General features: G+C 41.4%; 22 protein-coding genes. 14 read left to right on the top strand and 8 right to left on the bottom strand.

The genetic code is table 11. The annotated features are described in order from the left end of the window. Window positions 1-3: 3 nt before the first annotated feature. Together AN393_RS10000 and AN393_RS09995 are read left to right on the top strand one after the other, a co-directional pair. Window positions 4-627 (top strand): methylamine utilization protein, encoded by a 624-nt coding sequence (locus tag AN393_RS10000; protein ID WP_055015440.1) that lies wholly within the window; start codon window positions 4-6, stop codon window positions 625-627. After that, a complete protein-coding gene (locus AN393_RS09995) occupies window positions 617-1,843 on the top strand; it encodes a hypothetical protein (protein WP_055015439.1) in 1,227 nt (408 codons plus the stop codon). Before AN393_RS10000 ends, AN393_RS09995 begins: the two co-directional genes overlap by 11 nt. A 59-nt stretch (window positions 1,844-1,902) precedes the next feature. Here AN393_RS09995 and speE read toward each other — a convergent pair whose 3' ends face one another. Beyond that, window positions 1,903-2,766 carry a polyamine aminopropyltransferase gene (gene speE, locus AN393_RS09990; protein WP_055015438.1) on the bottom strand — a complete coding sequence of 288 codons (864 nt, stop codon included), beginning with the start codon at window positions 2,764-2,766 and terminating at the stop codon, window positions 1,903-1,905. A gap of 197 nt (window positions 2,767-2,963) precedes the next feature. On the opposite strand from speE, the gene speA reads away from it, so the two are divergent. From speA to AN393_RS09970, 4 genes are all read left to right on the top strand, one after another. After that, entirely contained in the window at window positions 2,964-4,844 is a 1,881-nt protein-coding gene (gene speA, locus AN393_RS09985) for a biosynthetic arginine decarboxylase (protein WP_055015437.1), read from the top strand. A 64-nt stretch (window positions 4,845-4,908) separates the two neighbouring features. Next, complete coding sequence (locus AN393_RS09980; protein WP_055015436.1) at window positions 4,909-5,787, top strand: acyltransferase; 879 nt, start codon at window positions 4,909-4,911, stop codon at window positions 5,785-5,787. 26 nt (window positions 5,788-5,813) lie between these two features. After that, window positions 5,814-6,734 (top strand): acetyltransferase, encoded by a 921-nt coding sequence (locus tag AN393_RS09975; RefSeq protein WP_055015435.1) that lies wholly within the window; start codon window positions 5,814-5,816, stop codon window positions 6,732-6,734. After that, window positions 6,731-7,975 carry a mechanosensitive ion channel family protein gene (locus tag AN393_RS09970; RefSeq protein WP_055015434.1) on the top strand — a complete coding sequence of 415 codons (1,245 nt, stop codon included), beginning with the start codon at window positions 6,731-6,733 and terminating at the stop codon, window positions 7,973-7,975. Before AN393_RS09975 ends, AN393_RS09970 begins: the two co-directional genes overlap by 4 nt. Here AN393_RS09970 and chrA read toward each other — a convergent pair. Then, window positions 7,947-9,098, bottom strand: a complete 1,152-nt coding sequence (gene chrA, locus AN393_RS09965) for a chromate efflux transporter (RefSeq protein WP_055017997.1) — start codon at window positions 9,096-9,098, stop codon at window positions 7,947-7,949. The two genes, AN393_RS09970 and chrA, sit on opposite strands and share 29 nt — an antisense overlap. Window positions 9,099-9,312: 214 nt before the next feature. Here chrA and AN393_RS09960 point away from each other — a divergent pair, with 214 nt between their 5' ends. Beyond that, window positions 9,313-9,945, top strand: a complete 633-nt coding sequence (locus AN393_RS09960; RefSeq protein WP_004587548.1) for an OmpA family protein — start codon at window positions 9,313-9,315, stop codon at window positions 9,943-9,945. Here the strand turns inward: AN393_RS09960 and AN393_RS09955 are convergent. Then, window positions 9,942-11,720 carry an ABC transporter transmembrane domain-containing protein gene (locus AN393_RS09955; RefSeq protein ID WP_055015433.1) on the bottom strand — a complete coding sequence of 593 codons (1,779 nt, stop codon included), beginning with the start codon at window positions 11,718-11,720 and terminating at the stop codon, window positions 9,942-9,944. The two genes, AN393_RS09960 and AN393_RS09955, sit on opposite strands and share 4 nt — an antisense overlap. Window positions 11,721-11,811: 91 nt before the next feature. Here AN393_RS09955 and AN393_RS09950 point away from each other — a divergent pair, with 91 nt between their 5' ends. From AN393_RS09950 to AN393_RS09940, 3 genes are all read left to right on the top strand, one after another. Further along, window positions 11,812-12,210 carry a DUF3224 domain-containing protein gene (locus AN393_RS09950; RefSeq protein ID WP_055017962.1) on the top strand — a complete coding sequence of 133 codons (399 nt, stop codon included), beginning with the start codon at window positions 11,812-11,814 and terminating at the stop codon, window positions 12,208-12,210. Between the two features lie 119 nt (window positions 12,211-12,329). Then, entirely contained in the window at window positions 12,330-12,512 is a 183-nt protein-coding gene (locus tag AN393_RS09945) for a hypothetical protein (protein WP_055017961.1), read from the top strand. Further along, window positions 12,513-13,130 (top strand): LysE family translocator, encoded by a 618-nt coding sequence (locus tag AN393_RS09940; protein ID WP_055015430.1) that lies wholly within the window; start codon window positions 12,513-12,515, stop codon window positions 13,128-13,130. It begins immediately after the preceding gene. A gap of 23 nt (window positions 13,131-13,153) precedes the next feature. On the opposite strand, the gene AN393_RS09935 is transcribed toward AN393_RS09940, so the two are convergent. Then, a complete protein-coding gene (locus AN393_RS09935; RefSeq protein ID WP_055017960.1) occupies window positions 13,154-13,903 on the bottom strand; it encodes a MipA/OmpV family protein in 750 nt (249 codons plus the stop codon). A 231-nt stretch (window positions 13,904-14,134) separates the two neighbouring features. On the opposite strand from AN393_RS09935, the gene AN393_RS09930 reads away from it, so the two are divergent. Next, on the top strand, window positions 14,135-14,674 hold the full coding sequence (locus AN393_RS09930; protein WP_055017959.1) for a PH domain-containing protein: 540 nt from the start codon (window positions 14,135-14,137) through the stop codon (window positions 14,672-14,674). Here AN393_RS09930 and AN393_RS09925 read toward each other — a convergent pair. From AN393_RS09925 to AN393_RS09915, 3 genes are all read right to left on the bottom strand, one after another. Next, window positions 14,671-16,449, bottom strand: coding sequence for an alkaline phosphatase (locus tag AN393_RS09925; RefSeq protein ID WP_055017958.1), 1,779 nt, complete (start codon window positions 16,447-16,449; stop codon window positions 14,671-14,673). The genes AN393_RS09930 and AN393_RS09925 overlap by 4 nt on opposite strands. A 66-nt stretch (window positions 16,450-16,515) precedes the next feature. Next, window positions 16,516-16,860 carry a rhodanese-like domain-containing protein gene (locus AN393_RS09920; RefSeq protein ID WP_055017957.1) on the bottom strand — a complete coding sequence of 115 codons (345 nt, stop codon included), beginning with the start codon at window positions 16,858-16,860 and terminating at the stop codon, window positions 16,516-16,518. Next, window positions 16,860-17,048, bottom strand: a complete 189-nt coding sequence (locus tag AN393_RS09915; protein ID WP_055017956.1) for a DUF2892 domain-containing protein — start codon at window positions 17,046-17,048, stop codon at window positions 16,860-16,862. The genes AN393_RS09920 and AN393_RS09915 overlap by 1 nt, the downstream gene beginning before the upstream one ends. A gap of 98 nt (window positions 17,049-17,146) precedes the next feature. On the opposite strand from AN393_RS09915, the gene AN393_RS09910 reads away from it, so the two are divergent. Further along, complete coding sequence (locus AN393_RS09910; protein WP_055017955.1) at window positions 17,147-17,455, top strand: helix-turn-helix transcriptional regulator; 309 nt, start codon at window positions 17,147-17,149, stop codon at window positions 17,453-17,455. 6 nt (window positions 17,456-17,461) lie between these two features. Here the strand turns inward: AN393_RS09910 and AN393_RS09905 are convergent, their stop codons facing one another. After that, window positions 17,462-18,139 (bottom strand): nitroreductase family protein, encoded by a 678-nt coding sequence (locus tag AN393_RS09905; protein ID WP_055017996.1) that lies wholly within the window; start codon window positions 18,137-18,139, stop codon window positions 17,462-17,464. Window positions 18,140-18,318: 179 nt separating this feature from the next. Between AN393_RS09905 and AN393_RS09900 the strand changes: the two genes are divergently transcribed. Further along, window positions 18,319-19,200, top strand: a complete 882-nt coding sequence (locus AN393_RS09900) for an ABC transporter ATP-binding protein (protein WP_055017995.1) — start codon at window positions 18,319-18,321, stop codon at window positions 19,198-19,200. A 9-nt stretch (window positions 19,201-19,209) separates the two neighbouring features. Further along, a complete protein-coding gene (locus tag AN393_RS09895) occupies window positions 19,210-22,788 on the top strand; it encodes a M1 family aminopeptidase (RefSeq protein WP_055017954.1) in 3,579 nt (1,192 codons plus the stop codon). Window positions 22,789-22,955 lie beyond the last annotated feature (167 nt).

The following is a 22,955-nucleotide window of genomic DNA, read 5'->3' as shown; positions in this document are numbered from 1 at the left end:
CCCATGATAAAACCCTTACTCAGTATATTACTGCTAAGTATGAGTACTTGCGTAGCAGCAACAACAATAACTATAAAAAATGCCAATAATCAGCCTTTAGCAAATGCGGTAGTGTGGCTAAGCGGAGCGCCCATTGAAGCTAGTAACCAAGCAAGTAAAACCTATGCAATGAGCCAAAAAAACCGCGAGTTTACGCCGCATACGTTAGTGGTTCCGCAAAATGCAAAGGTAGAGTTTCCTAATGCCGACTCTATTATGCACCATGTTTATTCGTTTTCTAAAGCTAAAACCTTTGAGTTGAAACTTTACAAAGAGCAACCTAAAGCGCCCATAACGTTTGATCAAACAGGGGTGGTTGAACTTGGCTGTAATATTCATGACTGGATGCTAGGCTATATTGTGGTGGTTGATAGCACCGTTTTTGCAATTACCGACGACAACGGTGTGGTTAATTTAACTGCCCCTAATGGGCAATACAGCATGAGCGTATGGCATTCTGGCTTTAGCGATATAAGCAACGTAGAAACCCACAGCGTTAATGTGAGCGAGTCACCTATACACTACACCGTAAAGCAGGCCATAGCCGAGCAAATAGACTTTGCTACGGATGAATTCGATGACTATTAAGCGCAAAAATACAGTAATACTTAGTTTACTTTTTATGAGCCTACCGGCTTTTTCGCAAGTTAATGGGCTTATTCAGGTACGTGCGGTTGCAAGCGATGATACACAAAGCTTTCAAGATGGCGGTATTGGTTTATATCGCCATGGGGATAGCAGTGATAGCATTTTGTTATCGCAAGGAATTATAGACTTTAAGGCCGAATTAAGTAGTGCTTGGCGCGCACATGCCGTTGTTAATGCCAATCAAGAGCCGAAAACTACTTTAGGTTTAAGCCAAGCGTATTTACAGTATCAGCCGTTAGTAAACAGCCGTTATAAATGGCATGTAAAGCTCGGTGGGTTTTATCCTAGTATGTCGCTAGAAAACCCCGATATAGGCTGGACTTCACCCTATAACTATACAAACTCGGCCATTAATAGCTGGATAGGCGAAGAACTTCGCACTGTCGGTGGTGAGCTTAGTATTAAGCGCCCCGGAAAACGTTTTAATTCTAAGCACAGCTTTAGTGTGAGTGCTGCTATTTACAAAGGAAACGACCCAACAGGGACGTTACTTTCGTGGCGCGGATTTGCATTGCACGATAGGCAAACAACCTTTAACGAAAGTGTACAATTTGCACCTATTGCGGCATTAAATAGCGACGAATTACGCTGGCAAGCTAACCAAGTACTGCCTTTTGAAGAAGTTGATGGTCGTTTTGGCTATTACGCCGGTGTGCATTGGGATTATTTAAAGCGCTCGCAGTTTAGGTTTTATTATTATGATAATAACGCCGATCCGAGCATTTTTAATCGCACAACCGGTCAATACGCTTGGCATACTCGTTTTAGCAGCTTAGCGTGGTTATATAAATTGACAGGAAAAACCCGTTTTATTGCCCAGCTACTCGATGGTAAAACTGAAATGGGCGCTAATAAGCTTATTTATAACCGTTTTTTTAGCCATTATTTAATGCTTAGCCATAAGGCGGGTAAGCATAGGTTATCGCTTAGGTATGACTATTTTAAAGTAGATGACGATGACACCACCGCGTTTGACCCTAACGCCAGCCACGGCGAAGGCTTAACAGCTACGTGGCGTTACCAATTAACCGATACGGTACAAATAGGTGTTGAGGGTTCAGCGCTGCATAGCTTTGTACAAAATAGGCCGGGTAGTGGGTTTGCTCAGCGAATATCGCAGCAGCAACTTATGGCTAACGCACAATGGCGCTTTTAACTAAGGCGATTTTAAAAAATAGATGTTAAAAAAGGGAGCTTTATAGGCTCCCTTAGTGTTTATTTTTTATCAAATGCGCGTTTCATAAAGTTTGGTGTAGCAAGTGCGCCATGATGAATACCGCTGTTGTAGTATTCGCTTTGCTGTGCAACTTGCTCTGCATCGGCTTCTCTAAAGCCATAAAATGCTTGTGATTTACGAGCAAGCGTTACCGACCATAAACCGCTTGGGTAAATTGGCTGTGGAAATGGCAGTGTTTGTAAATCGTTAAAGCCTACACTTAACATAGCCTCACGCATTTCTACTAATAGTGGCATATGCATTAATGGTGATTCGCTTTGCTGCACTAAAATACCGCCCGGGCGAAGTGCATTTAAGCAGCTCGTGTAAAACGCGTGGTTAAATAACCCCTCGCCTGGGCCTACTGGGTCTGTGCCATCAACAATAACAACATCAATAGACTCGCTCGCAGCTTCGCGCATGTATTTAATGCCATCACCAAACATAACGGTTGCGCGTGTATCGTTGTTAGACGCACAAAGCTCTGGGAAGTATTTTAACGACATTTGCGTTACTACTTCGTCTATATCTATTTGCGTTACGGTTTCTACACCTGGGTGTTTTAAAACTTCACGTAATGTACCGCAATCGCCACCGCCAATAATGACCACGTTTTTAGGATTTGGGTGCGCTAAAAGTGCAGGGTGGCTGATCATCTCATGATAAAAAAAGTTTTCACGAGTGCTAACCATGGTGCAACCATCGATGATCATTAAATTACCAAAGTCTGTGGTTTCGAACATTTCTACCTTTTGAAAAGGAGACTGTTTTTCATCCAACTTTTTGTTAATACGCAATGAAAATGCGCTACCATCACGGTCGCTAATTTCTGTAAACCACTTACTTTGATCTAAATTTGCCATAGTTGCTTTTACACTTTTTAAGTTGAGTATGAAAAGGGGGCAATTTTGCCAGCGCTTTGCGTTTTGCTCAATGAAATTTTAACTGCTTAGCCAATAAAGTTAGCCAGTATCGAGTTAAAGTTCAATTTTTGTTAGCGTAGGGGATAGTGACGTATTAAAATGCGCCTTTATAGCTAATTGATTAAAGAAGAGTTGCCATGAGTTGGGGTTTAGAAACAGCACGCGCTACATATAATGTTGCTCATTGGAGCGATGGCTATTTTGATATTAACGCACAAGGCGAGCTGGTTGCTTACCCAGATGGCGACCAATCTAAAAATGCGATTTCTTTAACGCAGCTCACAGAACAATTTAAGCAGCAAGGTTTAACCTTACCGGTATTAGTTCGCTTTACCGATATTTTAAAAAACCGCGTAGATACGCTCACTAATGCATTTACGCTTGCTCAAAGCAACCGCGAGTACAAAGGCAAGTATACGTGTGTATACCCAATAAAGGTTAATCAGCAGCGCTCTGTGGTAAGCAAGCTATTGGCGCACCCAAGTGGTTTAGTTGGCCTTGAGGCTGGCTCAAAACCCGAGCTAATGGCAATTTTAGGCATAGCTGATAAACCCATTACTATTGTGTGCAATGGCTATAAGGACAGTGAATTTTTACGTTTAGCTTGTATTGGTCAAGCTATGGGGCACAGTGTTAAAATAGTAGTCGAAAAATTATCAGAACTCACTACTTTACTTGAGGAAATAGATAACCTTGGCATAGAGCCAGCCATTGGTATACGCATTCGCTTAAACTCGGTGGGTAAAGGAAAATGGCAAAATACCGGGGGCGAAAAAGGTAAATTTGGTTTAACCGCAGGGCAAGTGCTTAGTGCTGTTGAGGTGCTTAAAAAGCATAATAAATTGCATTTAATGCAAATGGTGCATTTTCATATTGGCTCCCAAATTGCCAATATACGCGACATACACCGCGCCCTGCGCGAATGTGCACGCCACTTTGCTGAACTTACTCAGCTAGGTGTACCGCTCAATACCGTTGATGTAGGCGGTGGCTTAGGCGTAGATTACGAAGGCTCAGGCTCACGTAGTGCGTGCTCGATGAACTATACCGTTGAAGAATACGCACGTAATGTGGTTAACGCTTTTGCTGAGGTGTGCGATCAGCATAGTTTAACGCACCCTGCCATTATTACCGAATCAGGGCGTGCTTTAACAGCGCACCACGCGGTGTTAATTACCGATGTGATAGACGTAGAAAAAGCGCCCAATCATGCAAACCCTGAGCCGCCACTTCAAAATAGCGCGTTAGTACTTGATGAAATGTGGCAGTGTTTACAGCGTTTAAACCCGCGTATGGCGCTAGAGATTTACCACGATGCAATGCACTTATTTAGCGAAGCCCATGACCAATACGTGCATGGATTAGTAAGCATGCTAGAGTGGGCGAAAATAGAGCAGTTATATTTTACTATTTTGCACCGAGTGCGAGCATCACTTAGCGATAACGCGCGTGCGCACCGCGAGGTACTTGACGATTTACACGAAAAGTTAGCCGACAAACTATTTGTTAACTTTTCACTGTTTCAGTCGTTACCTGATGTATGGGGCATTGAGCAGTTGTTCCCGGTTATGCCAATCGAAAACCTAGATAAGCCACTTACACAGCGTGCGATTATTCAAGATATTACCTGTGATTCTGACGGACAAATCCGTGAGTACGTAGAGGGTGCAGGCATAGAGACCAGTTTACCTATACCTGAATACCAACACGGTGAGCAATACCATATAGCTATGTTTATGGTAGGGGCCTACCAAGAAATTTTAGGTGACCTACATAACCTATTTGGCGACACAGATTCAGTACATGTAGAGCTAAACGATGAGGGCTATGTGTTAACCAATGCTATAAAAGGTGATAGCGTTAAGGATGTATTAAAGTTTGTTGACTATGATAGCGCCATTTTGGCACAAAACTTTGAACTATTGGTCAACAAGCTAGCAGTGTCTGAGCAGTGTAAAGCAGGCTATTTAGCTGAACTAAATGCCGGCCTTGAAGGTTATACTTACTTTGAAGATTAACTTTACATACTCAGTGTTAAAAGCGCGGTTGTTTGCTGCGCATTGTTTAAAGGAATAGAAATAAATGTCAGTAATTCGTAGTGTATTTAGTATTTTACTTTACACAATAAACACACTTATTTGGTTTTTACCTATTTTTATTTGTGGGCTATTAAAATTAATCCCTATCAAACCTATGCAAAAGTTTTTAAGCTGGGTTGCTAAGCAGTGTGCCACTATTTGGGTGTCGGTTAATAGCATTAACCAACGCTTATTCACGCCAACTAAAATTAATGTGACTGGACTTGAAGAAACCAAATTAAAAGACTGGTACTTAGTAATTGCTAATCATCAAAGCTGGGTAGATATATTAGTGCTGCAGCGTGTATTTAATCGAAAAATACCTTTTTTAAACTTTTTTTTAAAAAAAGAGCTTATTTACGTGCCAATTTTAGGTGTGTGCTGGTGGGCGCTCGACTTTCCATTTATGACCCGTACCAGTAAAGCACAGCTAAAAAAGAACCCAAAGCTACGTGGTAAGGACATAGAAACCACCCGTAAAGCCTGCGAAAAATTTAAAGAAATGCCAGTAAGCATTGTTAACTTTGTAGAAGGTACACGTTTTACTACGCAAAAACACGCACGTCAAAACAGCCCTTTTCCACATTTATTAAAACCAAAAGCAGGTGGGATTGCATTTGTAATGCAAGCCATGGGTGAGCAAATCTCTAAAGTGGTGAATGTAACAATCCATTACCCCGATGGCATACCTACGTTTATGGACTTTGCCGGTGGCAAAGTGAAGCAAATTAATGTGCATGTAGACATTCGCCCTGTAAGCGAGGAGTTGATTGGTGATTACACTGGCGACTCTGAGTTTAGAGTGGGCTTTCAAAGCGAACTAAACCGTTTATGGGAAGAAAAAGAGCAAACAATTCAGCAGCTCGAACAAAACCATAAATAATAAGGCAACAAAATGGGCTTACAATTATGCTAAAAAAGTGGTTACCAAATTGGCTCAATGGCTTAATTGTAGGCTGCGTGTTTTTTTCAAATTTAATTATTTTTGGCTCCTTAGTTTTACTACTAGGTCTAATAAAGCTTTTACTGCCTTTATCTATAATTAACGCTATGCTGCACAGCCTGTACCGAGGCTGGTGTAATGGCAATAGGCTTGGTTTATGGCTTGGCTGCGCTAATATAAACATCAATATTAACGGCGATGTAAACTCGCAAAGTTGGTACTTACTAATTTGTAATCATATGAGCTGGTTAGATATTGTAGTGCTTAGTTCAATTAATGTATTACCAGCTCCAAAGTTTTTTTTAAAAGATGAATTAAAGTACGTACCATTCATTGGCTCTGGCGCATGGGCTATGGGTATGCCTTTTATGAAGCGCGTTACTAAAGCCCAGCTGGCTAAAAACCCCAAATTAAAAGGGTTAGACGTTGAGCGCACCAAACACAGTTGCCGTAACTTTAGAGATAACCCCACCACCATTATCAATTTTGTAGAGGGCACCCGCTACACACCTGCTAAACATGCACAACAGCAAAGCCCGTTTAAGTACTTATTAAAGCCCAAAGCAGGTGGTATTGCTTTCGCTCTTGAGGTACTAGGCGAGCAATTTGATGCCATGTTAAATACCAGTGTGGTGTACAGCGGCAGCACAAGCCATGTTTGTCGCAATATTTTAAAGGGCGAGCTTGATTCGATTTATGTTTCTATTGATGTGTTGGCTATTAACCAGCAGATGTTAGGTAGTTACCAACACGACAAAGCATTTAGAAGCAGTTTTCAAAAGTACGTTAATGAGCTATGGGTTGCTAAAGACGCGCAACTTACCAGTATTTATGCTCAACACGATTTACCTGAGCCACACATTAGTAAGGAAGTAGAAACACTATGACCAATACCCACCTGCAGGAGTTAATTGCTCCTTGGTTTGAAAAAGTACCCGACGCAGATTTTTTAAGTGCAATTACTGCAGCCTCTATTGGTGTGCTTTCTTTGCTGGTGGTGTATTTATTTACTCGCCGATTAATGCTGCCGGGCATTCAAAAAGTGGTGACTAAGTTATCTCCTGAACGTATAGGCTTACTTTCGCCGCTGCTCACCAAATTGAATAAGCGCATAGCAGGTATGTTATGTAGCGTGCTTTTTTTAGCAACCTTCGACAGTGTTTACCCTGTTAATGAACTCAGTGCAGAAATACTAAAAACCATTGGTCAAGGTATATTAATTATTTATGTAGGCTTTATTTTTAGCAGCATTGTAAGTATTGCTGGGGCCATTTATAACCAGCTAGATTTTGCTCGTGAAGTGCCAATACAGGGGCTATTGCAGGTTGTTAAGCTTATTACTTTTATTGTGTGTGCAATATTAATTGTAAGCATAGTGCTTGAAAAATCACCTACTTATATTCTCTCTGGTTTTGGTGCCATAGCCGCCGTTACTTTATTAGTATTTAAAGACACTATTTTAGGTTTTGTAGCCAGTATCCAAATTGCGGCAAACCGATTAGTTACTTACGGTGATTGGATTCAAGTAGAAAACTACGGTGCCGACGGTGAAGTAATAGATTTAGGCCTAAACACCGTAAAAGTGCGTAACTGGGATAACACCATTACCACTATTCCTACTTATATGTTGGTAGCGGGCTCGTTCAAAAACTGGCGCGGAATGCAAGAGTCTGGTGGCCGACGCATTAAGCGCTCGCTTAATATAGACATGCATAGCATTTGTTTAGTGAGTGATGAATTTAGAAAACAAATAGATGCAGCAATACCACTGCACGAATATATACGTGTTGCCTCGTTGCCTGATCCGGTCTCTAACTTAGGCTTGTTTCGCCGCTACGCCGAGGGCTATTTAAAGCAGCATAATAAAATAAATACCTCACTTACGCTTATGGTGCGTGAGCTACAACCAATGAACCATGGCTTGCCGATTGAGTTTTACTGCTTTAGTGAAGATAAACGCTGGATATCTTACGAGCATTTACAAGCCGAAATTATGGATCACTTATTGGCAGTGTTGCCTGTATTTGGCCTAAGAGCGTATCAAAGTGTTAGCGGGCAACTAAGCCCACCTAATGCACAGCAAACCGACAAGCCAACTTTTAAAGTAATGGCAAATAGTACTGAGTAAGGCCCACACTAATAAATAAAGCTAATAGCCACCAAATCGGTGGCTTTTTCATTCTTAGCCATGCAAAAGCGGCAATAACCAGTGCAACCTGCCATAGATTGTGGACGGCCGATGTCCAAATAGGTGAGTACAACGCCGCCGCTAAAAAGCCCACTACGGCTGCGTTAAGCGCCGCAATAGAGCTTGCAAAGCGAGGTTTGTTAGCCAAATTTAACCAGCTTTTTTGAAACGCCAGCATTAATAAAAAGCCCGGTGTAAAAATAAGTAGGGTTGCAACTATGGCCCCTATTAATGGCTGCTCTGTAGTGAGTTGCGCGCCTAGGTAAGTGGCTATTGTAAACATGGGGCCTGGAATTGCTTGAGCACTGGCATATGCACTTAAAAATTGATCGTCGCTTAGTGTGGGTAAGCCCGCTTGTAGTATTGGCAATACAACGTGTCCGCCACCAAACACCATTGCACCGGCCTGATAAAAAGCAGCAAACACATTGGTATTTTGACCTAAAGGTATAAAGCTAACAGCTAGTAAGAGTACAAATATGCTTAAAGCAATCCAATTTACCTTACTTTTATTACTACTAGGGGTACTTGATTGAGCAAGTTTGAGCATAGGCCAAATAGCGCCAACGGTGGCTGCAATAACTAAAATAGCTATTTGTGTGCTCAGCATAGGTATAAGTATTAGCACCAATGTGCTTAGTAATGCTAATAGCTTTAAAACATAATTAGTACAAAAGCTTTTAGCCATGCCCAACGTGGCATCGGCCACAATAACCACTGCAAATAACTTTAATCCCGCAATAACCGCAAAATAAACAGCGTCAAATTGATGTGCACTTACAGCTAGTAATAACATGATTAAAAAAGAAGGGAGGGTGAATGCAATAAATGCGGTAATACCCCCTAATAGGCCTGCTCGTTCTACGCCTATAGCAAACCCAACTTGGCTAGAGCCTGGCCCTGGCAATGCTTGGCTTAAACTAATTAATTGGGCATAGCGAGTATCGGTTAACCAATTTAATGTATCTACAAAGTGGCGTTTAAAATAGCCTAAATGTGCGGCAGGGCCACCAAAACTCATGCAGCCAAGTAAAAAAAACTGTCTAAAAATAGCGACTAACATTGAGCTCATATCCTCCTTAAGGTTCATTAAATTGTCACAAAGGAGTATGACACTTTTATTAATTGCATACATTAATTCGTAATCTACAAATAATACCAATCCACTTAATTAAGTGGATTGGTATAAAGCGAACTGCTTTTAACATGCTCTTCATAGTTTGTTCATACATGTATTTGCATACTCGCTTTATAATTCTTAATGAATAGGACATCACATGACTTTAACTAAATCACTTTTAAGCGTAACCGTAGTAGCTGTATTGCTAAGTGGTTGCGAAATGAACAACACAGGCAAGGGTGCCGCAATTGGTGCCGCCGCAGGTGGCGTATTAGGTAAAGCAACGGGTAATCATAAAGACAAGCGTATCTTTATTGGTGCAGCTATTGGCGCACTAGCCGGTGCTGCTGTAGGTGATTACATGGATAAGCAAGAAGAAGCGTTTCGTGATGAACTAGCAGGCTCTGGTGTGGAAGTTGTACGTGAAGGCGATAACTTACGTTTAGTTATGCCATCTAACATTACCTTTGCGACAGACCAATCTTATATTTCATCAGGTTTTAACGATACTCTAAACGCTATTGCTAAAGTAATGAACAAGTACGAAAAAACCTACTTAAGCGTAGAAGGTCACACAGATAGCACAGGTAAAGATAGCTACAACATGAACCTATCGCGTGAGCGTGCGCAAAGCGTTAAAAATTACTTAGTGAACCAGCAAATTATGGCTGCACGTATTAGCACTACAGGCTACGGCGAAACCCGCCCAATAGCCACTAACGATAGCGCCAACGGCCGAGCTCAAAACCGCCGTGTAGAAATTCAAATAGTGCCAAACACAGAAGGTTAGTGTTTGTTGAACTGCAATTCACAAAGACGCTGATACAAAGGGGAGCTCGCTAGCAATTGCTGGTGGCTCCCCGTTGCTTTTATTTCCCCATTTTCCATAACTACAATCACATCGGCATGTTTAACCGTTGCCAGCCTATGGGCAATAATTAACGTTGTGCGATTTTGCATTAAGTGCTCAAGCGCGGCTTGTACGTGGTGCTCACTTTGCGCATCGAGTGCACTGGTTGCTTCATCTAAAAGCAGTATTTCTGGGTCTTTTAAAATAGCGCGTGCCAATACAATACGCTGCTTTTGTCCACCCGATAGCCTTACGCCTTGCTCACCTAAAAAGCTGTTATAACCTTGTGGTAATTGTTTAATAAATTCATCAGCGTGGGCATGTTTTGCGGCGGCATAAACTTGCTCGTCAGTGGCGTTTGGGTTGCCGTAACGAATGTTATGCATTACATCTGAGCTAAATAAAATAGGGTTTTGCGCCACCGTGCCCATTTTGTTCCTCAGGGTGGTAAGCGATATGTCTTTAATATTTACGTCATGAAATTTAATCGCGCCATGAGCTGGGTCGTAAAAGCGCTGAAGTAGCTCAAATAAAGTTGTTTTACCAGCGCCAGAGGGGCCAACAATAGCCACTGTTTGACCTTGCGAAATGCTTAAGCTTATTTTGTTAAGTGCACTGACATCAGGGCGAGACGGATAATTAAAGCTAATATTTTCAAGCGAGATTGCAGGCAAACCTGCATTATTTTGTAGTTGAGCGTCTTGCGGGTTTTCTGGATTTTTAATTTCACTATTAACGGCCAGTAATTCAAGTAGGCGCGCTGCCGCCCCAGCAGCTCGTTGAAGCTCGCCGTAAACCTCTGCAACGGTTGCCACCGACATAGCCACCATTATAGCATAAAACACAAACGCACCCAGTTCACCCCCGGTCATAGTGCCCGCCAGTACGTCACTACCGCCCACCCAGAGCATTACGCTAATCGCACTAAAGGTTAAAAATATGACCGCAGCAATTAAAAAAGAACGCTGTTTAATACGACTTTTGGCAACGCTAAAGGCTTTTTCTGTTTCAAGTGCAAAGGCTTGTTGCTCACGCTGTTCGTGGCTATAGCTTTGTACTACCTTAATATTTTGAATGATCTCGCCGGCATAGGTGCTTATGTCGGCTATTGCATCTTGGCTAGAACTTGCAAGTTTGCGAACCTTTTTGCCAAATACCATCATCGGCACTAATACCAGCGGCACACAAGCAACAACTACGAGCGTCAGCTTTAAGTTAGTCACTAACAGCATTACTAAGCCGCCCACCAACATTAATGCGCTACGCAGTGCCATAGAAAACGATGAGCCAATAATCGATTGCAGCAAGGTGGTGTCGGTTGTTAAACGCGACATCAGCTCGCCACTGCGGTTTTCTTCAAAGTAGCTTGGGTGCAAGGTAACAATGCGATTAAACACCGCTTTGCGAATATCGTTACTAACACGTTCGCCAATCCACGACATTAAATAAAAGCGGCTAAAGGTGCCCAGGGCTAATAAACTAATTAAACCAATAAGCACTAATACAGCGTGTTGTAACTGGGCTTGGGAGCCTGCAATAAAACCATGATCTATGACAAATTTAACGCCTTGCCCTAATGATAAGTTAACGCCAGCAGTGACTAAAAGGGCGCCAAGTGCCGCCACTACAATCCATTTATACGGTTTAATAAACGCAAAAATAGGTAATAAACTACTAAAAGCGGCTTTTTCGGGCTTAGGGCTTGTTTTTGACATAGTGGATTCTTTTTAAAGGTTAAGGTATAGATATGGCACTAAGATAATAAAAATCAATACTTTTAAACATTAGCATCAATAAGGAAACGTTATGACTACTGCAACCGTAAGTGGAGAATTTAATGTAAACCTAGCCCCTATAGAAGGCTACGCAAGCGGCCAAAACGGCGTTAATTTAGGGCGTATGTCGATAGATAAAACATTTAAAGGTAGCTTAAATGCCACCAGCCAAGGCGAAATGCTAAGCGCCATGACTCCTACGCAGGGCAGTGCTGGTTATGTTGCCATAGAGCAAGTAATAGGCGAGCTTGAAGGTAAAAAAGGCAGCTTTGTACTACAGCATTTTGGTACAATGGATAAAGGTCAAGACAGCCTAATTTTAAATGTCATTCCCGACTCAGGCACTCATGAGTTAGAAGGGTTAACGGGCAGTATGAAAATACGTATTGAGCAAGGGATTCACCACTACGATTTTGAATACACCTTATAATACCAATCCGCAATATTACTTAATCATTTTGCGGGCTTAAACGTGTCGCTACCTGCGTTAAAAAATTCTCATTTAGAACAACTAAATAGCGAATTGGTATAAGATACACAAGGATTAAAATGCAAAAAGTAATCGAATTTAGAAAGACCCGTTTTTTGGGTGGCGTAGATATAGCCGCACTGAATGACCGCATACAGGAATTAAACCAAGATGGCTGGAAAGTAGTAAACGCAGTGCCATTGACAGGCTTTTATGGGAAAGTGCATGGTTATACATTACTTATTGAAAATGAAGAGTTTTAAATGACATTTACAGTATGGTTAAGCCTAGCGGCTATTTGTATGATGGGCGCAATGTCGCCAGGGCCAAGTTTAGCGGTGGTTTTAAAGCACTCACTTAACGGCAGTATGAAAAACGGAATGCTTGCCGCGCTCAGCCATGGTACAGGTGTTGGGTTATACGCAGGTGCATCGTTATTAGGGCTAGGCGCTTTAATGATGCAGTTTCCGACTGTTTATCAAATACTGGTGTATTTAGGCGCAGCCTATTTGGCATATTTAGGTATAAAAATATTGCTAGCAAAACCCAGCAATAACGAACTTGAAGTACAAAAAAGTGAAGTAAGTGCTGGCCAAGCTTTACAAGATGGCTTTGCTATTGCGTTTTTAAACCCCAAGCTCGCTATTTTCTTTTTAGCCTTGTTCTCGCAATTTATAGACCCTCAGCTACTTACTTTAAACGTGGGTATAATTATGTGTTTAACCGTGTTTGTAATTGATACCGGCTGGTATTTGCTGGTCGCGTTACTGACAGAGGTTTCAAAAAATCGCTTTGGTTTTACCAAGCAAAGTCCGTGGCTTGATAAAATACTGGGAGTCGTATTTATTGCCCTTGCGATACGAGTAATTATTAGCGTGTGATAATTTGTCACACGCTAATAATATTAAAAACGATAGTTAACCGACATCATAACAGTCGTAGTGCTATCGGTATCAATAATGGGTGAGTCTTCAATATCAGAATCGAGCTGCTTATAGTTAACCATGGCATTTACGTTCCAGTTTTTATTAATGTAATACATTAAAAATAAACCCGCATTGTAGTTAACCGTAGAGCTAAGTTCGTAAGGCGCATAGGTAGTAGATTCGCCCTGTGCTACACCATAATAGTAGTTAGAGACATCACTGCTATTTAGCTCAACACCCACAGAAGGAACGAGCATTAGTTGTTTAGATAATTTAATAGGGTAACTGTAATTGGTTTTAAATTTAGCGCCATCGCCGTGGCCAATTACATCATAAGTCGCACTGGCGCTTATTTTACCAAAACCTGCAGAGTAGCTAATCTTAGTGCCTGCGTAGAGAGATAGCTTTCTATCGTATAAGGCTTTTATGGCTGCAAGGTCTGAATCTGATGTATCAAAGTTATCACCTGGCTCTAAAGCTAATGACCAGTTAAAACCTTGCTGCTCCACTAATTTATAATCAAGTGACAAACCTTTAAAACTAAGCCTTTCACCTTCGTAGGTAATAATAGGTAAAAATAGCGTTTCACTGTCTGTGCCGGCATAAGGTGAGCTGGTAGAAATAACGCCGCCCCCTAAAGAAAACTGCGACTCAGCTTGTACAGCAATACTGCAAAGTGTAAGAGTGCCAACCAATATCCGTATTGAGTTTTTAATATAAGTGTTCATTAAAAGCCTTAGGTGTTAAATAAGTAAAAAGGTAAATTGCTGAGACAATTAAAGTGCATCTCAAAACTAATAGGCTTTAGTGTAGCTATATTTACTGTTGGTGTTTGTAAGAGAGTGTGTAAAAGTTTATTTGAATGTTAGTGGCTAAATTGCATTGAAGCCGTTGGTCACGTAAGTTAAATAAAGGCATACGTTTGATTAGATTAATAAAATGGGAATGAGGATAAAAAAATGAGCAACCCTATTTTAAAAAGTGCCAGCTTTGATCCCAAAGTGAAACAATACTGGATGACCATGGCATGCTTTTTTAGTGCCGTTGCATTAGTGACCATTCCACTTATACCTGTGGTGTTAATTATTGTTTGGCTGGTGGCAGGTAAAATATTGGCCGCTATGTCGGCGCAATTACTCACGCAAAAGTTGGTGGTTAAACGCGGTATTTTATTTAAAGAAGAAAAATCGATACCGCTTGAAAAAATAACCGATGTTGGGCTGAGCCAAGGGCCGCTTATGCGTTTTTTTGGCTTATATCGGTTAAGCTTTGAAACTGCAGGACAGTCGAGTCATGGTGCATTGGTATCATTACTGGGTGTTGAAAATGCCAGTGAGTTTAGAGAAGCCATACTTGAGCAAAAAGATAACCTAGTGGCGCAAGCACCTAAAGTACAAGAGCTTGCTGAAGATCACCTCAACCAAGCATTACTTGCTCGCTTAGTTGAGGTAGTAGAGCGCATAGATACGCGTTTGGCTAGCTTAGAGGCGAAGCGTTAAGCGCTTTGTAATTGAGCCTCGCCCGCCAGCATGCTTAGCTCTTTACTACGGCTTTCTACAACCTGATATTCGCGCGCTTTAATTGTGCTTATATAGTTCCATTTAGCACTGGCTTTTGTAGGTGTGAATGTAACGGTTAAATAGCCGCGCTCCACTAAATTATTATAAGCAAGGTCATCAATTAATAAGGCAATTACTTGCTCTATTTGCGCTACGGTTTGCGCATCTTGTGTGTTTAGCGCTAAATACTTTTCAAGCCCAGGAGATGAAACCGATGCCGTTGCAAATTCTACCCCGGCATTTTGCGAGGCTGCAATAGGGTTATTGGCATCAGTTTTAAGCTCTCCTGCCCAGCCGTTATGAGTATCTCCGGCTAAAACTACTAGGTTTTTTTGTGCTGCAATAGCGGTGCCTAATAACACCTCTCGCTCGTAGGCGTAACCATCCCACGCATCAAGGTTATACGGTATGGTGGTTTGAACACGGGCTAGTTCTGCCTCTGTTACACTTGGGTCACCCGCTATTACTCGGCCTTTAATTTGCGCCAGTTCAGCAAATAATACATTGGCTTGTGCGAGTAAAGCACTGGGGTCGCCACCATTTGCTTGTGTACTTTGTAAGCTGGCTAGTAGCAGCATTACCTCTACAGGTAAGTGCATTTTGGTCATCAACACTTGCTGCCCTAATACTTGCCACTGAGTGCTTGATGTAGTGATGGCATCGCTGAGCCAAGTAAGTTGCTCATTGCCTAATAATGCACGGTCGCTCGCGCTTATTGCTGCAGCAAATGCGCTTTGCCCGGCAGGCGAGGTTAGGTCAAAGTCACTATAGTTAAGCTGCTCATCACGCGCTAATACACGGGTATCTAGCATGTATAAAGAAACTAAGTTACCAAACTCAAAGCGGCGGTAAATCCGTTCTTTATCGGCTACATTACGAATTGGCATCCACTCAAAGTAAGCCTGTAGCGCATTAAGCTTACGTTGGCTAAACTCACCTTCACCTTCGTTATGGTTCTCTGCGCCTTCGCGCCATGTATCGTTGGTTATTTCGTGGTCGTCCCATACTGTTATAAATGCACACTGGCTGTGGGCTGCTTGTAAGTCGGCATCGAGACGATAATTTGCATAGCGCTTTCTGTAATCGGTAAGCGCTATAATTTCACTGCTGTTATCAAGGGGGAGGAGTCGGTCTAATTGTGCTGCGTCTTCGGTTGCATAGCCAGTATTGCTATATTCGTATATGTAATCACCTAAGTGCAGTACTGCATCCAAATCGCTTTGCTTAGCAATTTCGCCATACACATGAAAATACCCTGCAGGGTAATTTGCGCACGATACAACGGCTAGCTTCACTTGATCAATTTCACCATCATGAAGTGTTTTACCTTGCCCGACAGGGGAAGTTTTACCGTGTGCATTAAAACGATAGTAATAAACGGTATTGGCATCGAGCCCTTGTAAATCAACTTTAAGGGTAAAGTCGGTGGTGTCATTTATGTTTGCTTCACCATCGTGCACAATATTAGTAAAGCCTTTATCCGTGGCAGCTTGCCACTGTACTTTTAATGATTTAGTTGTTACATCGAGTGGGGTTACACGGGTCCAAATAATTAAGCTATCGCTAAGCGGGTCGCCGCTGGCGACACCGTGATCAAAGCTAACAGGTGTGTCGTCATTATCATCAAGCCTGCAACCTGTTAAACCAAGTGATAATACGGCAGTGCCAAATCCTGCTGCCGATGCTTTTAAAAAACTTCTCCGTGTAAATGCCATTGCTTTGTACCTGTTAAGTGTAAAAAGCAAAGTGTAGGCAATTTAGGTTACTTTTTTATGAAGCCGTTAAAAAACTTCACTTACTTGCGTTGCGTTACAGGTTATAACCGTTACGTTTTTGTATCCAACGCGGGTTAGCGCTTCTGCGCCTAATGTGGCGCGGGCACCGCTGGCACAATGTAAGTAAATAGGGCGCCCTGCGTCTTTTTCTATTTCCATCAGTTTCATCTCGAGTAATCCACGTGGAATATTTATAGCGCCAGTAGCTGCTTTTGTAGCATGCTCTGCAGGTTCTCGCACATCAATAAGCAGCCCTTTATTTTGTTCAAGCTCTTGCTTTGCTTGCGCTGCATCAATACGGCGTTGGTTAGGTGTGATAATTTTTAGTAAATCAGGAATTGATGTAAGCATTAGTCTGTAAATCCTCTTTTTCGCAAAAAAGACATTAACGGGCACCACTTAGTGAAGGCTGATTGCACGAGGTTAATGCCAATGAATAACGTTAAAAATTGAAAGTTACTATCAACAAAGTAGCTTAAAAGCCCAGAGATTGTAACGGCACTACCGCCAATTAAGAGTATGGCGTCACTTATTTTCATGGATGACCTTAATATTAGTATTTTCTAATGTTAATTATATTAGAACTTACTAATATAAAAGTCTATAATTAAAACACGCAAAATAACTAAGCATCACAATGAATATTGAACAACTTGCAGTAAACGCTCAGCAGGCAGAGCAATTTTTAAAATTGATGGCAAATAAAAACCGTTTAATGATTTTATGCAGTTTATTACAAGGTGAACAAAGTGTAGGAGAGTTAAATCAAAATGTTCCGTTGGCACAGTCTGCTTTATCTCAGCATTTAGCGAGTTTACGTAAAGCCCAGCTAGTGGCAACCCGCCGCGATGGGCATACTATTTATTATTCGTTAATCGACCCAAAAGTTGAGTCGATTATTACGTTACTTTACGAGTGGTTTTGTAAGCAAAGTACGGCTGAGTAGTTTGCTTTAAATAAAAGTGGCAATCTCATCAAGCGACTTTTTATCAAGTGCATGGGAAGGTACAGTTGCATCGTCACTTGGGTAGCCTGCAATAAGTAACATGTAAGGGCGTTCGTTGTCTTTGTCGCGCTTACATATATCGGTTAAAAAGCTCATTGGTTTTGGAGTATGAGTCAGTGTTGCTAAACCACTACGGTGCAGAGCTTGTATCAAAAAACCAGTCGCCAGCCCTACTGATTCATGCACATAATAATTGGTGTTTTTATCATCCGTATTCACACCGCCTTTTTTTTGACTAAACACAGCAATAAGCCAAGGCGCGTGTTCTAAATAAGGTTTATTGGCGTCGGTACCTAATGGTTTTAGCGCATCAAGCCACTCTTCTCCCGCTCTGCCTTCGTAAAAAGAACGCTCTAGTTTTTCGGCGGCCTCTCTTATTTGTTTTTTTACATCGCTACTATTTATAGCCACAAAATGCCAGGGTTGGTGGTTTGCTCCGCTAGGCGCGGTGCCTGCTGCTTTTATACATGCTTCAATTATATTTTTAGGGACTGGTCGGTCGCTAAAGCTGCGAATACTATGGCGGCGCTGACTAGTTTGTAAAAATTCGTTTGCCCGCTTTAGCATTTCATCGTGAGGGTATTCTATAAAATCGTTTAGTGGTTGGCTTTGATGTTTTTGCATGGCTTTACGCTTCTTATAAAGTGTGTGTTTGGTTTTTATACCGACTGAATAAATGCGAGGCAAGCAATATCCTTTGTTTATTTATTGTTACAAAATTAACCGTGGTGTAACTTATGTTCCTTTTTTTAATGTGGTATAAAAGCGCAATAAAAAAACTATTAAAATTCAAGGAAGTAAAAATGCTATCAATAACAGGGTTATCTAAAACCTACGATAATGGCGTACATGCACTACAAGGTGTTGATTTATCTATAGGAAAAGGGATGTTTGGACTGCTTGGGCCAAATGGCGCGGGTAAATCTTCCCTAATGCGTACTATTTCAACGTTGCAATCTGCCGATGCGGGCTCAATTACTTTTGATGGTATTGATGTTTTTAAAGACCCACAGGCTCTACGTCAACGTTTGGGTTATCTACCGCAAGATTTTGGTGTTTACCCTCGCGTTAGTGCTTACGACTTGCTAGATCATATGGCTGTTTTAAAGGGCATTCATAATAAAGGCGAGCGTAAAGAGTCGGTGGAAGGCTTGCTTGCACATACTAATTTGTATCAACATCGCTCAAAAGCGGTAAGTGGCTTTTCAGGCGGTATGCGCCAGCGTTTTGGTATTGCACAAGCCTTGCTAGGCGATCCCGACTTACTAATTGTTGATGAACCCACCGCAGGGCTAGACCCTGAGGAGCGAAATCGTTTTCATAACTTGTTAGTAAGCTTGGGCGAGCAAAAAGTCGTTATATTATCGACCCACATTGTTGAAGATGTAGCAGAGCTTTGCCCAAACATGGCCGTACTGGCAGGCGGAAAAATACTATTAGAGGGCAACCCAATTGCCCTTACCGATAAACTCCAAGGCCAAATATGGCGCAAAGCCATGAGCCAAGAAGAAGCACTAGAGCTTGAACCGCAACTGCCTGTTATTTCAAAACGCTTATTTGCTGGGCAAACTATATTACACGTATTAGCCGAACAGGCCCCTGAAGGTTTTGAGCTCAGCAGTGCAAACCTAGAAGACGTGTACTTTTCTACGTTGCTTAATCACCGTAATAGCCAAGTAGCATAAGGGGGCGCTATGTTTTTTAATATGCTCGCGTTTGAGCTGCGCTATTTTGTGCGTCAGCCTTCGTTTTATGTGACCTCATTAATCTTCTTTTTTATGGCATTTTTTATAAGCTCCAGTAGTAAGTTTCCGTTAGGCGGGGCGAATGTTCATATGAACTCGCCTTATACCATTATGGTTTTAACGGTTACCTTTTGTACGCTTGCTATGTTTTTAGTGGTTAACTTTGTTGCAAGCTCTGCGATTCGCAATAGTGAGACCAAAATGGATGAGCTGGTGTTTAGTAAGCCCGTTAACCCGCTTGCTTATCAATCAGGGCGCTTTTTTGGTGCTTACTTGGTTGTGCTCGTTGTTTTTTTAACTGTGCCATTAGGCGTGTTTTTAGGATCTCAATTTGGTTTGTTGGTTGGCTGGCTTGATAGTGAGCTAGTAGGCCCTAATAAGTTTATATATTACGCTGCGCCTTTTTTATATTTAGCCGTGCCAAGTTTATTGGTCCTCAGTGCTATTTTTAATAGTGTGGCGGTTTATTTTAAAACTATGATGGCGGTATATGTAACGGCCGTGGTGATCTACATAAGTTACCAATTGGCGAGTATCTATTTTGATGATTTAGCGTTTAGAAATATTGTTGTTTACGCAGACCCATTTGGCACAGGGTCGTTAATTGACTTAACCCGTTACTGGACTGTAAGTGATAAAAATACGGAAGTGTTAACGCTTTCGGGCGATTTTTTAATTAACCGTATTTTATGGGTAGCACTAAGCTTAGCGATGTTTTTTGGCCTCGGAAAGTTAGGTAATCGCGTAGTCACTAAAAAGCAGAAAAAGCAATTTGCTGTTTCTACGTTTGTAAAAAATAAACAAGCAGCACTTATTAGCAGCGCAAAAAACTACAAGTCAAAAGGGGTCAATACGCAATCGCAATTAGTAATGCGCAGCTTATTTGAGCTCAAGCAGGTTATATTAAGTGCTCCTTTTATGATTTTAGCGGGTGTCAGTATTATTACGTTACTCGCACCACTTTTTGCGCCTATTGGCGCATATGGCACAACAGATTGGCCGCTCACACAAAACATGGTGGGCATTATTCAAAACGCCTCCGCTATATTTATGTTTATTATTATTGCTTATTACAGCGCAGAACTGGTTTGGCGAGAACGCCACAGTGGTATGGGCGATATTGTTGACAGCTTCCCGGTGCATAACAGTGTGTTTTGGGTATCTAAAATTATTGCGTTAATCATTGCAGTCTGTGGCCTTTATTTAGTAGGCATGATGTTTACCATTGCAGTGCAACTTTTTAAGGGGCAATTTAATCTAGAGCTTGGCCAGTACTTATTTAGGTTAGGCTACCTTACATTACTACCTTTAATTATGATGGCTATTTTGGCGTTCTTTTTACAAATAATTAGCCCTAATAAATACATAGGTATGGGTTTATTTATTCTGTATTACATTGCTCAAATGGTAATGGGTGCTTACGGGTTTGAGCATCATATGTATCATTTTTCACAAAGCAGCAGCGTACCGTATTCTGATATAAACGGTTACGGGCATTTTTTACCAGGCGCGCAGTGGTATACCCTATATTGGGGTGCATTGAGTGTGTTTTTAGCTATTGTAGGCTTTGCTTTATGGCATCGTGGCCCGTCGCAAACATTGCGGACTCGTTTATCTTTAGTGCGTTACAACATGTCTTTAAAAGGCCAGATTGCAGCGGTTATAAGTTTATTGGTATTTGTGGGCGCAGGCTATAACATTTATTACAACACCCGTGTAATCAACGAGTTTGTAACAAGTGATGAGATCGAAGCACTACAAGTAAGGTATGAGCAAGAGTTTTCACAATACAAAGATTTGCCACTGCCTATAATAACTGATGTTGATTTACACATTGATCTTTACCCTAAAAAGCGTGCTTTAAATGCCGTGGCTAAAATTAAGCTTACCAATACCGCAAATGAGCCAATAACCCGTGTGTTAATTAACGAGCCTAGCCACGCTAAAAGCTGGGATGTAAAAATTGCAGGTGGGAAAATAGTTGAGCGTTTAACCGATTTTGGCATGGTATGGTTTGAGTTTGAACAACCACTAATGCCTAACGAAGTGCGCGAAGGAGAGCTGTCTGTTATTCGTGAACACGACGGTTTTGTTGATAGAAGATCGGATACTCAGCTTGTGCATAACGGTACTTTTATAAATAATAGAGAATTACTACCGCGTTTTGGTTATCAAAAGTATTTTCAAATTGCCGACAAATATGAGCGCCGTAAGCACGACTTACCCGAACTTGAACGTGCACATAAACTAGAAGATAGCCGTTTTTATACGCAAAATGAGTTTGGTCCTGCTAATGGGTTTATAAACTACAAGGCAACGGTAACCACCGATGAGTCGCAATTTGCTATTACACCAGGCTACTTAAAAAGCGAGAGTGTAAAAGACGGACGACGTACTTTTGTTTATGAAATGGATGCCCCCATTTTAAACTTTTATTCTGTGCTTTCGGCAGAGCTTGAAAGCAAAAAGGTTGAGCATAACGGTATAAATATTGAGGTGTACTACCATAAAGATCATGCATGGAATGTTGACCGTATGATTGAGTCGGTACAAGATTCAATAGATTACTACACGCAAGCCTTTGGGCCATATCAGCATAAGCAGTTACGTATTATTGAGTTTCCTAAGTACCGCTCGTTTGCGCAAAGTTTTGCCAATACGGTGCCTTACTCAGAAAGTATTGGCTTTATTACAGACCTAAGAGATGAGAGTAAAGTTGACCTACCTTACTATGTAACCGCACATGAAGTTGCGCACCAATGGTGGGGGCATCAAGTATCGGGAGCTAATGTAGAGGGTAGTGCTGTTATTTCTGAATCGCTCTCCCAATACAGCGCACTTATGGTGCTAAAAAAACGCTTTGGCGCCGAGAAACTTCGTAAATTTTTAAAGTACGAGTTAGACAAATACTTAATGGGCCGCACAGGCGAAGCCTTTGAAGAAATGCCGCTGTATAAAACGCAGGCTCAACAATACCTTCACTATAATAAAGGCTCGGTTGTAATGATGGCTTTGTATGACCGCTTAGGTGAAAAACGCTTAAATGCCGCACTTAAAGCATTTTTGAATGAGTTTAGGTACCAAGCAACGCCATACCCAACCACACTTGATTTACTTAGTTATTTAAAGCGAGATGCAACACAAGCTGAGCAGCGTTTTATTGATGATCAGTTTAAATATATAACGCTTTATGAGCTTGAAATGAAAGCAGTGTCGGTTACAGATGATGTTGATAGCGAAGGTTTTTATACAGTAACACTGAGCGTTGAAGCAACTAAGCAGCATGCCGATGGGCAAGGTGAAGAAACCGAGCAACCACTCGATGAGCTAATTGATATTGCATTGTTTAGCGATGACCCTGAAAACCTACTTGCTGAAGACTTTGTTATTTACTCGCAAAAGCATCAAATAGTCTCTGGTACTAATACTATTGAGCTAAAAGTAAAAGAAAAACCAGTGTACGCAGGGGTAGACCCGTACATTAAGCTTGTTGATAAAGACAGTAAAAACAACCTAGCTAAGTTTTAAAGATTAAAGATTAAAGATTAACGATTAACTGAAAGGCCGCATTTAGTGCGGCCTTTTTTGTTTTAGCTAATGTGTATAACACTAACCCTCAATAATACTTAATTACTTCAAGGCTAAACGTAGTAGCTGGCTGCGTTAAAGCCTCAGATTTAGAGCAACTAAATAGC

This window comes from Pseudoalteromonas sp. P1-25 (assembly GCF_001401805.1).
Classification (GTDB): Bacteria; Pseudomonadota; Gammaproteobacteria; order Enterobacterales; family Alteromonadaceae; genus Pseudoalteromonas.
Note: the sequence above shows the minus strand (reverse complement) of the source record. Positions and strands in the feature narration are given on the sequence as shown.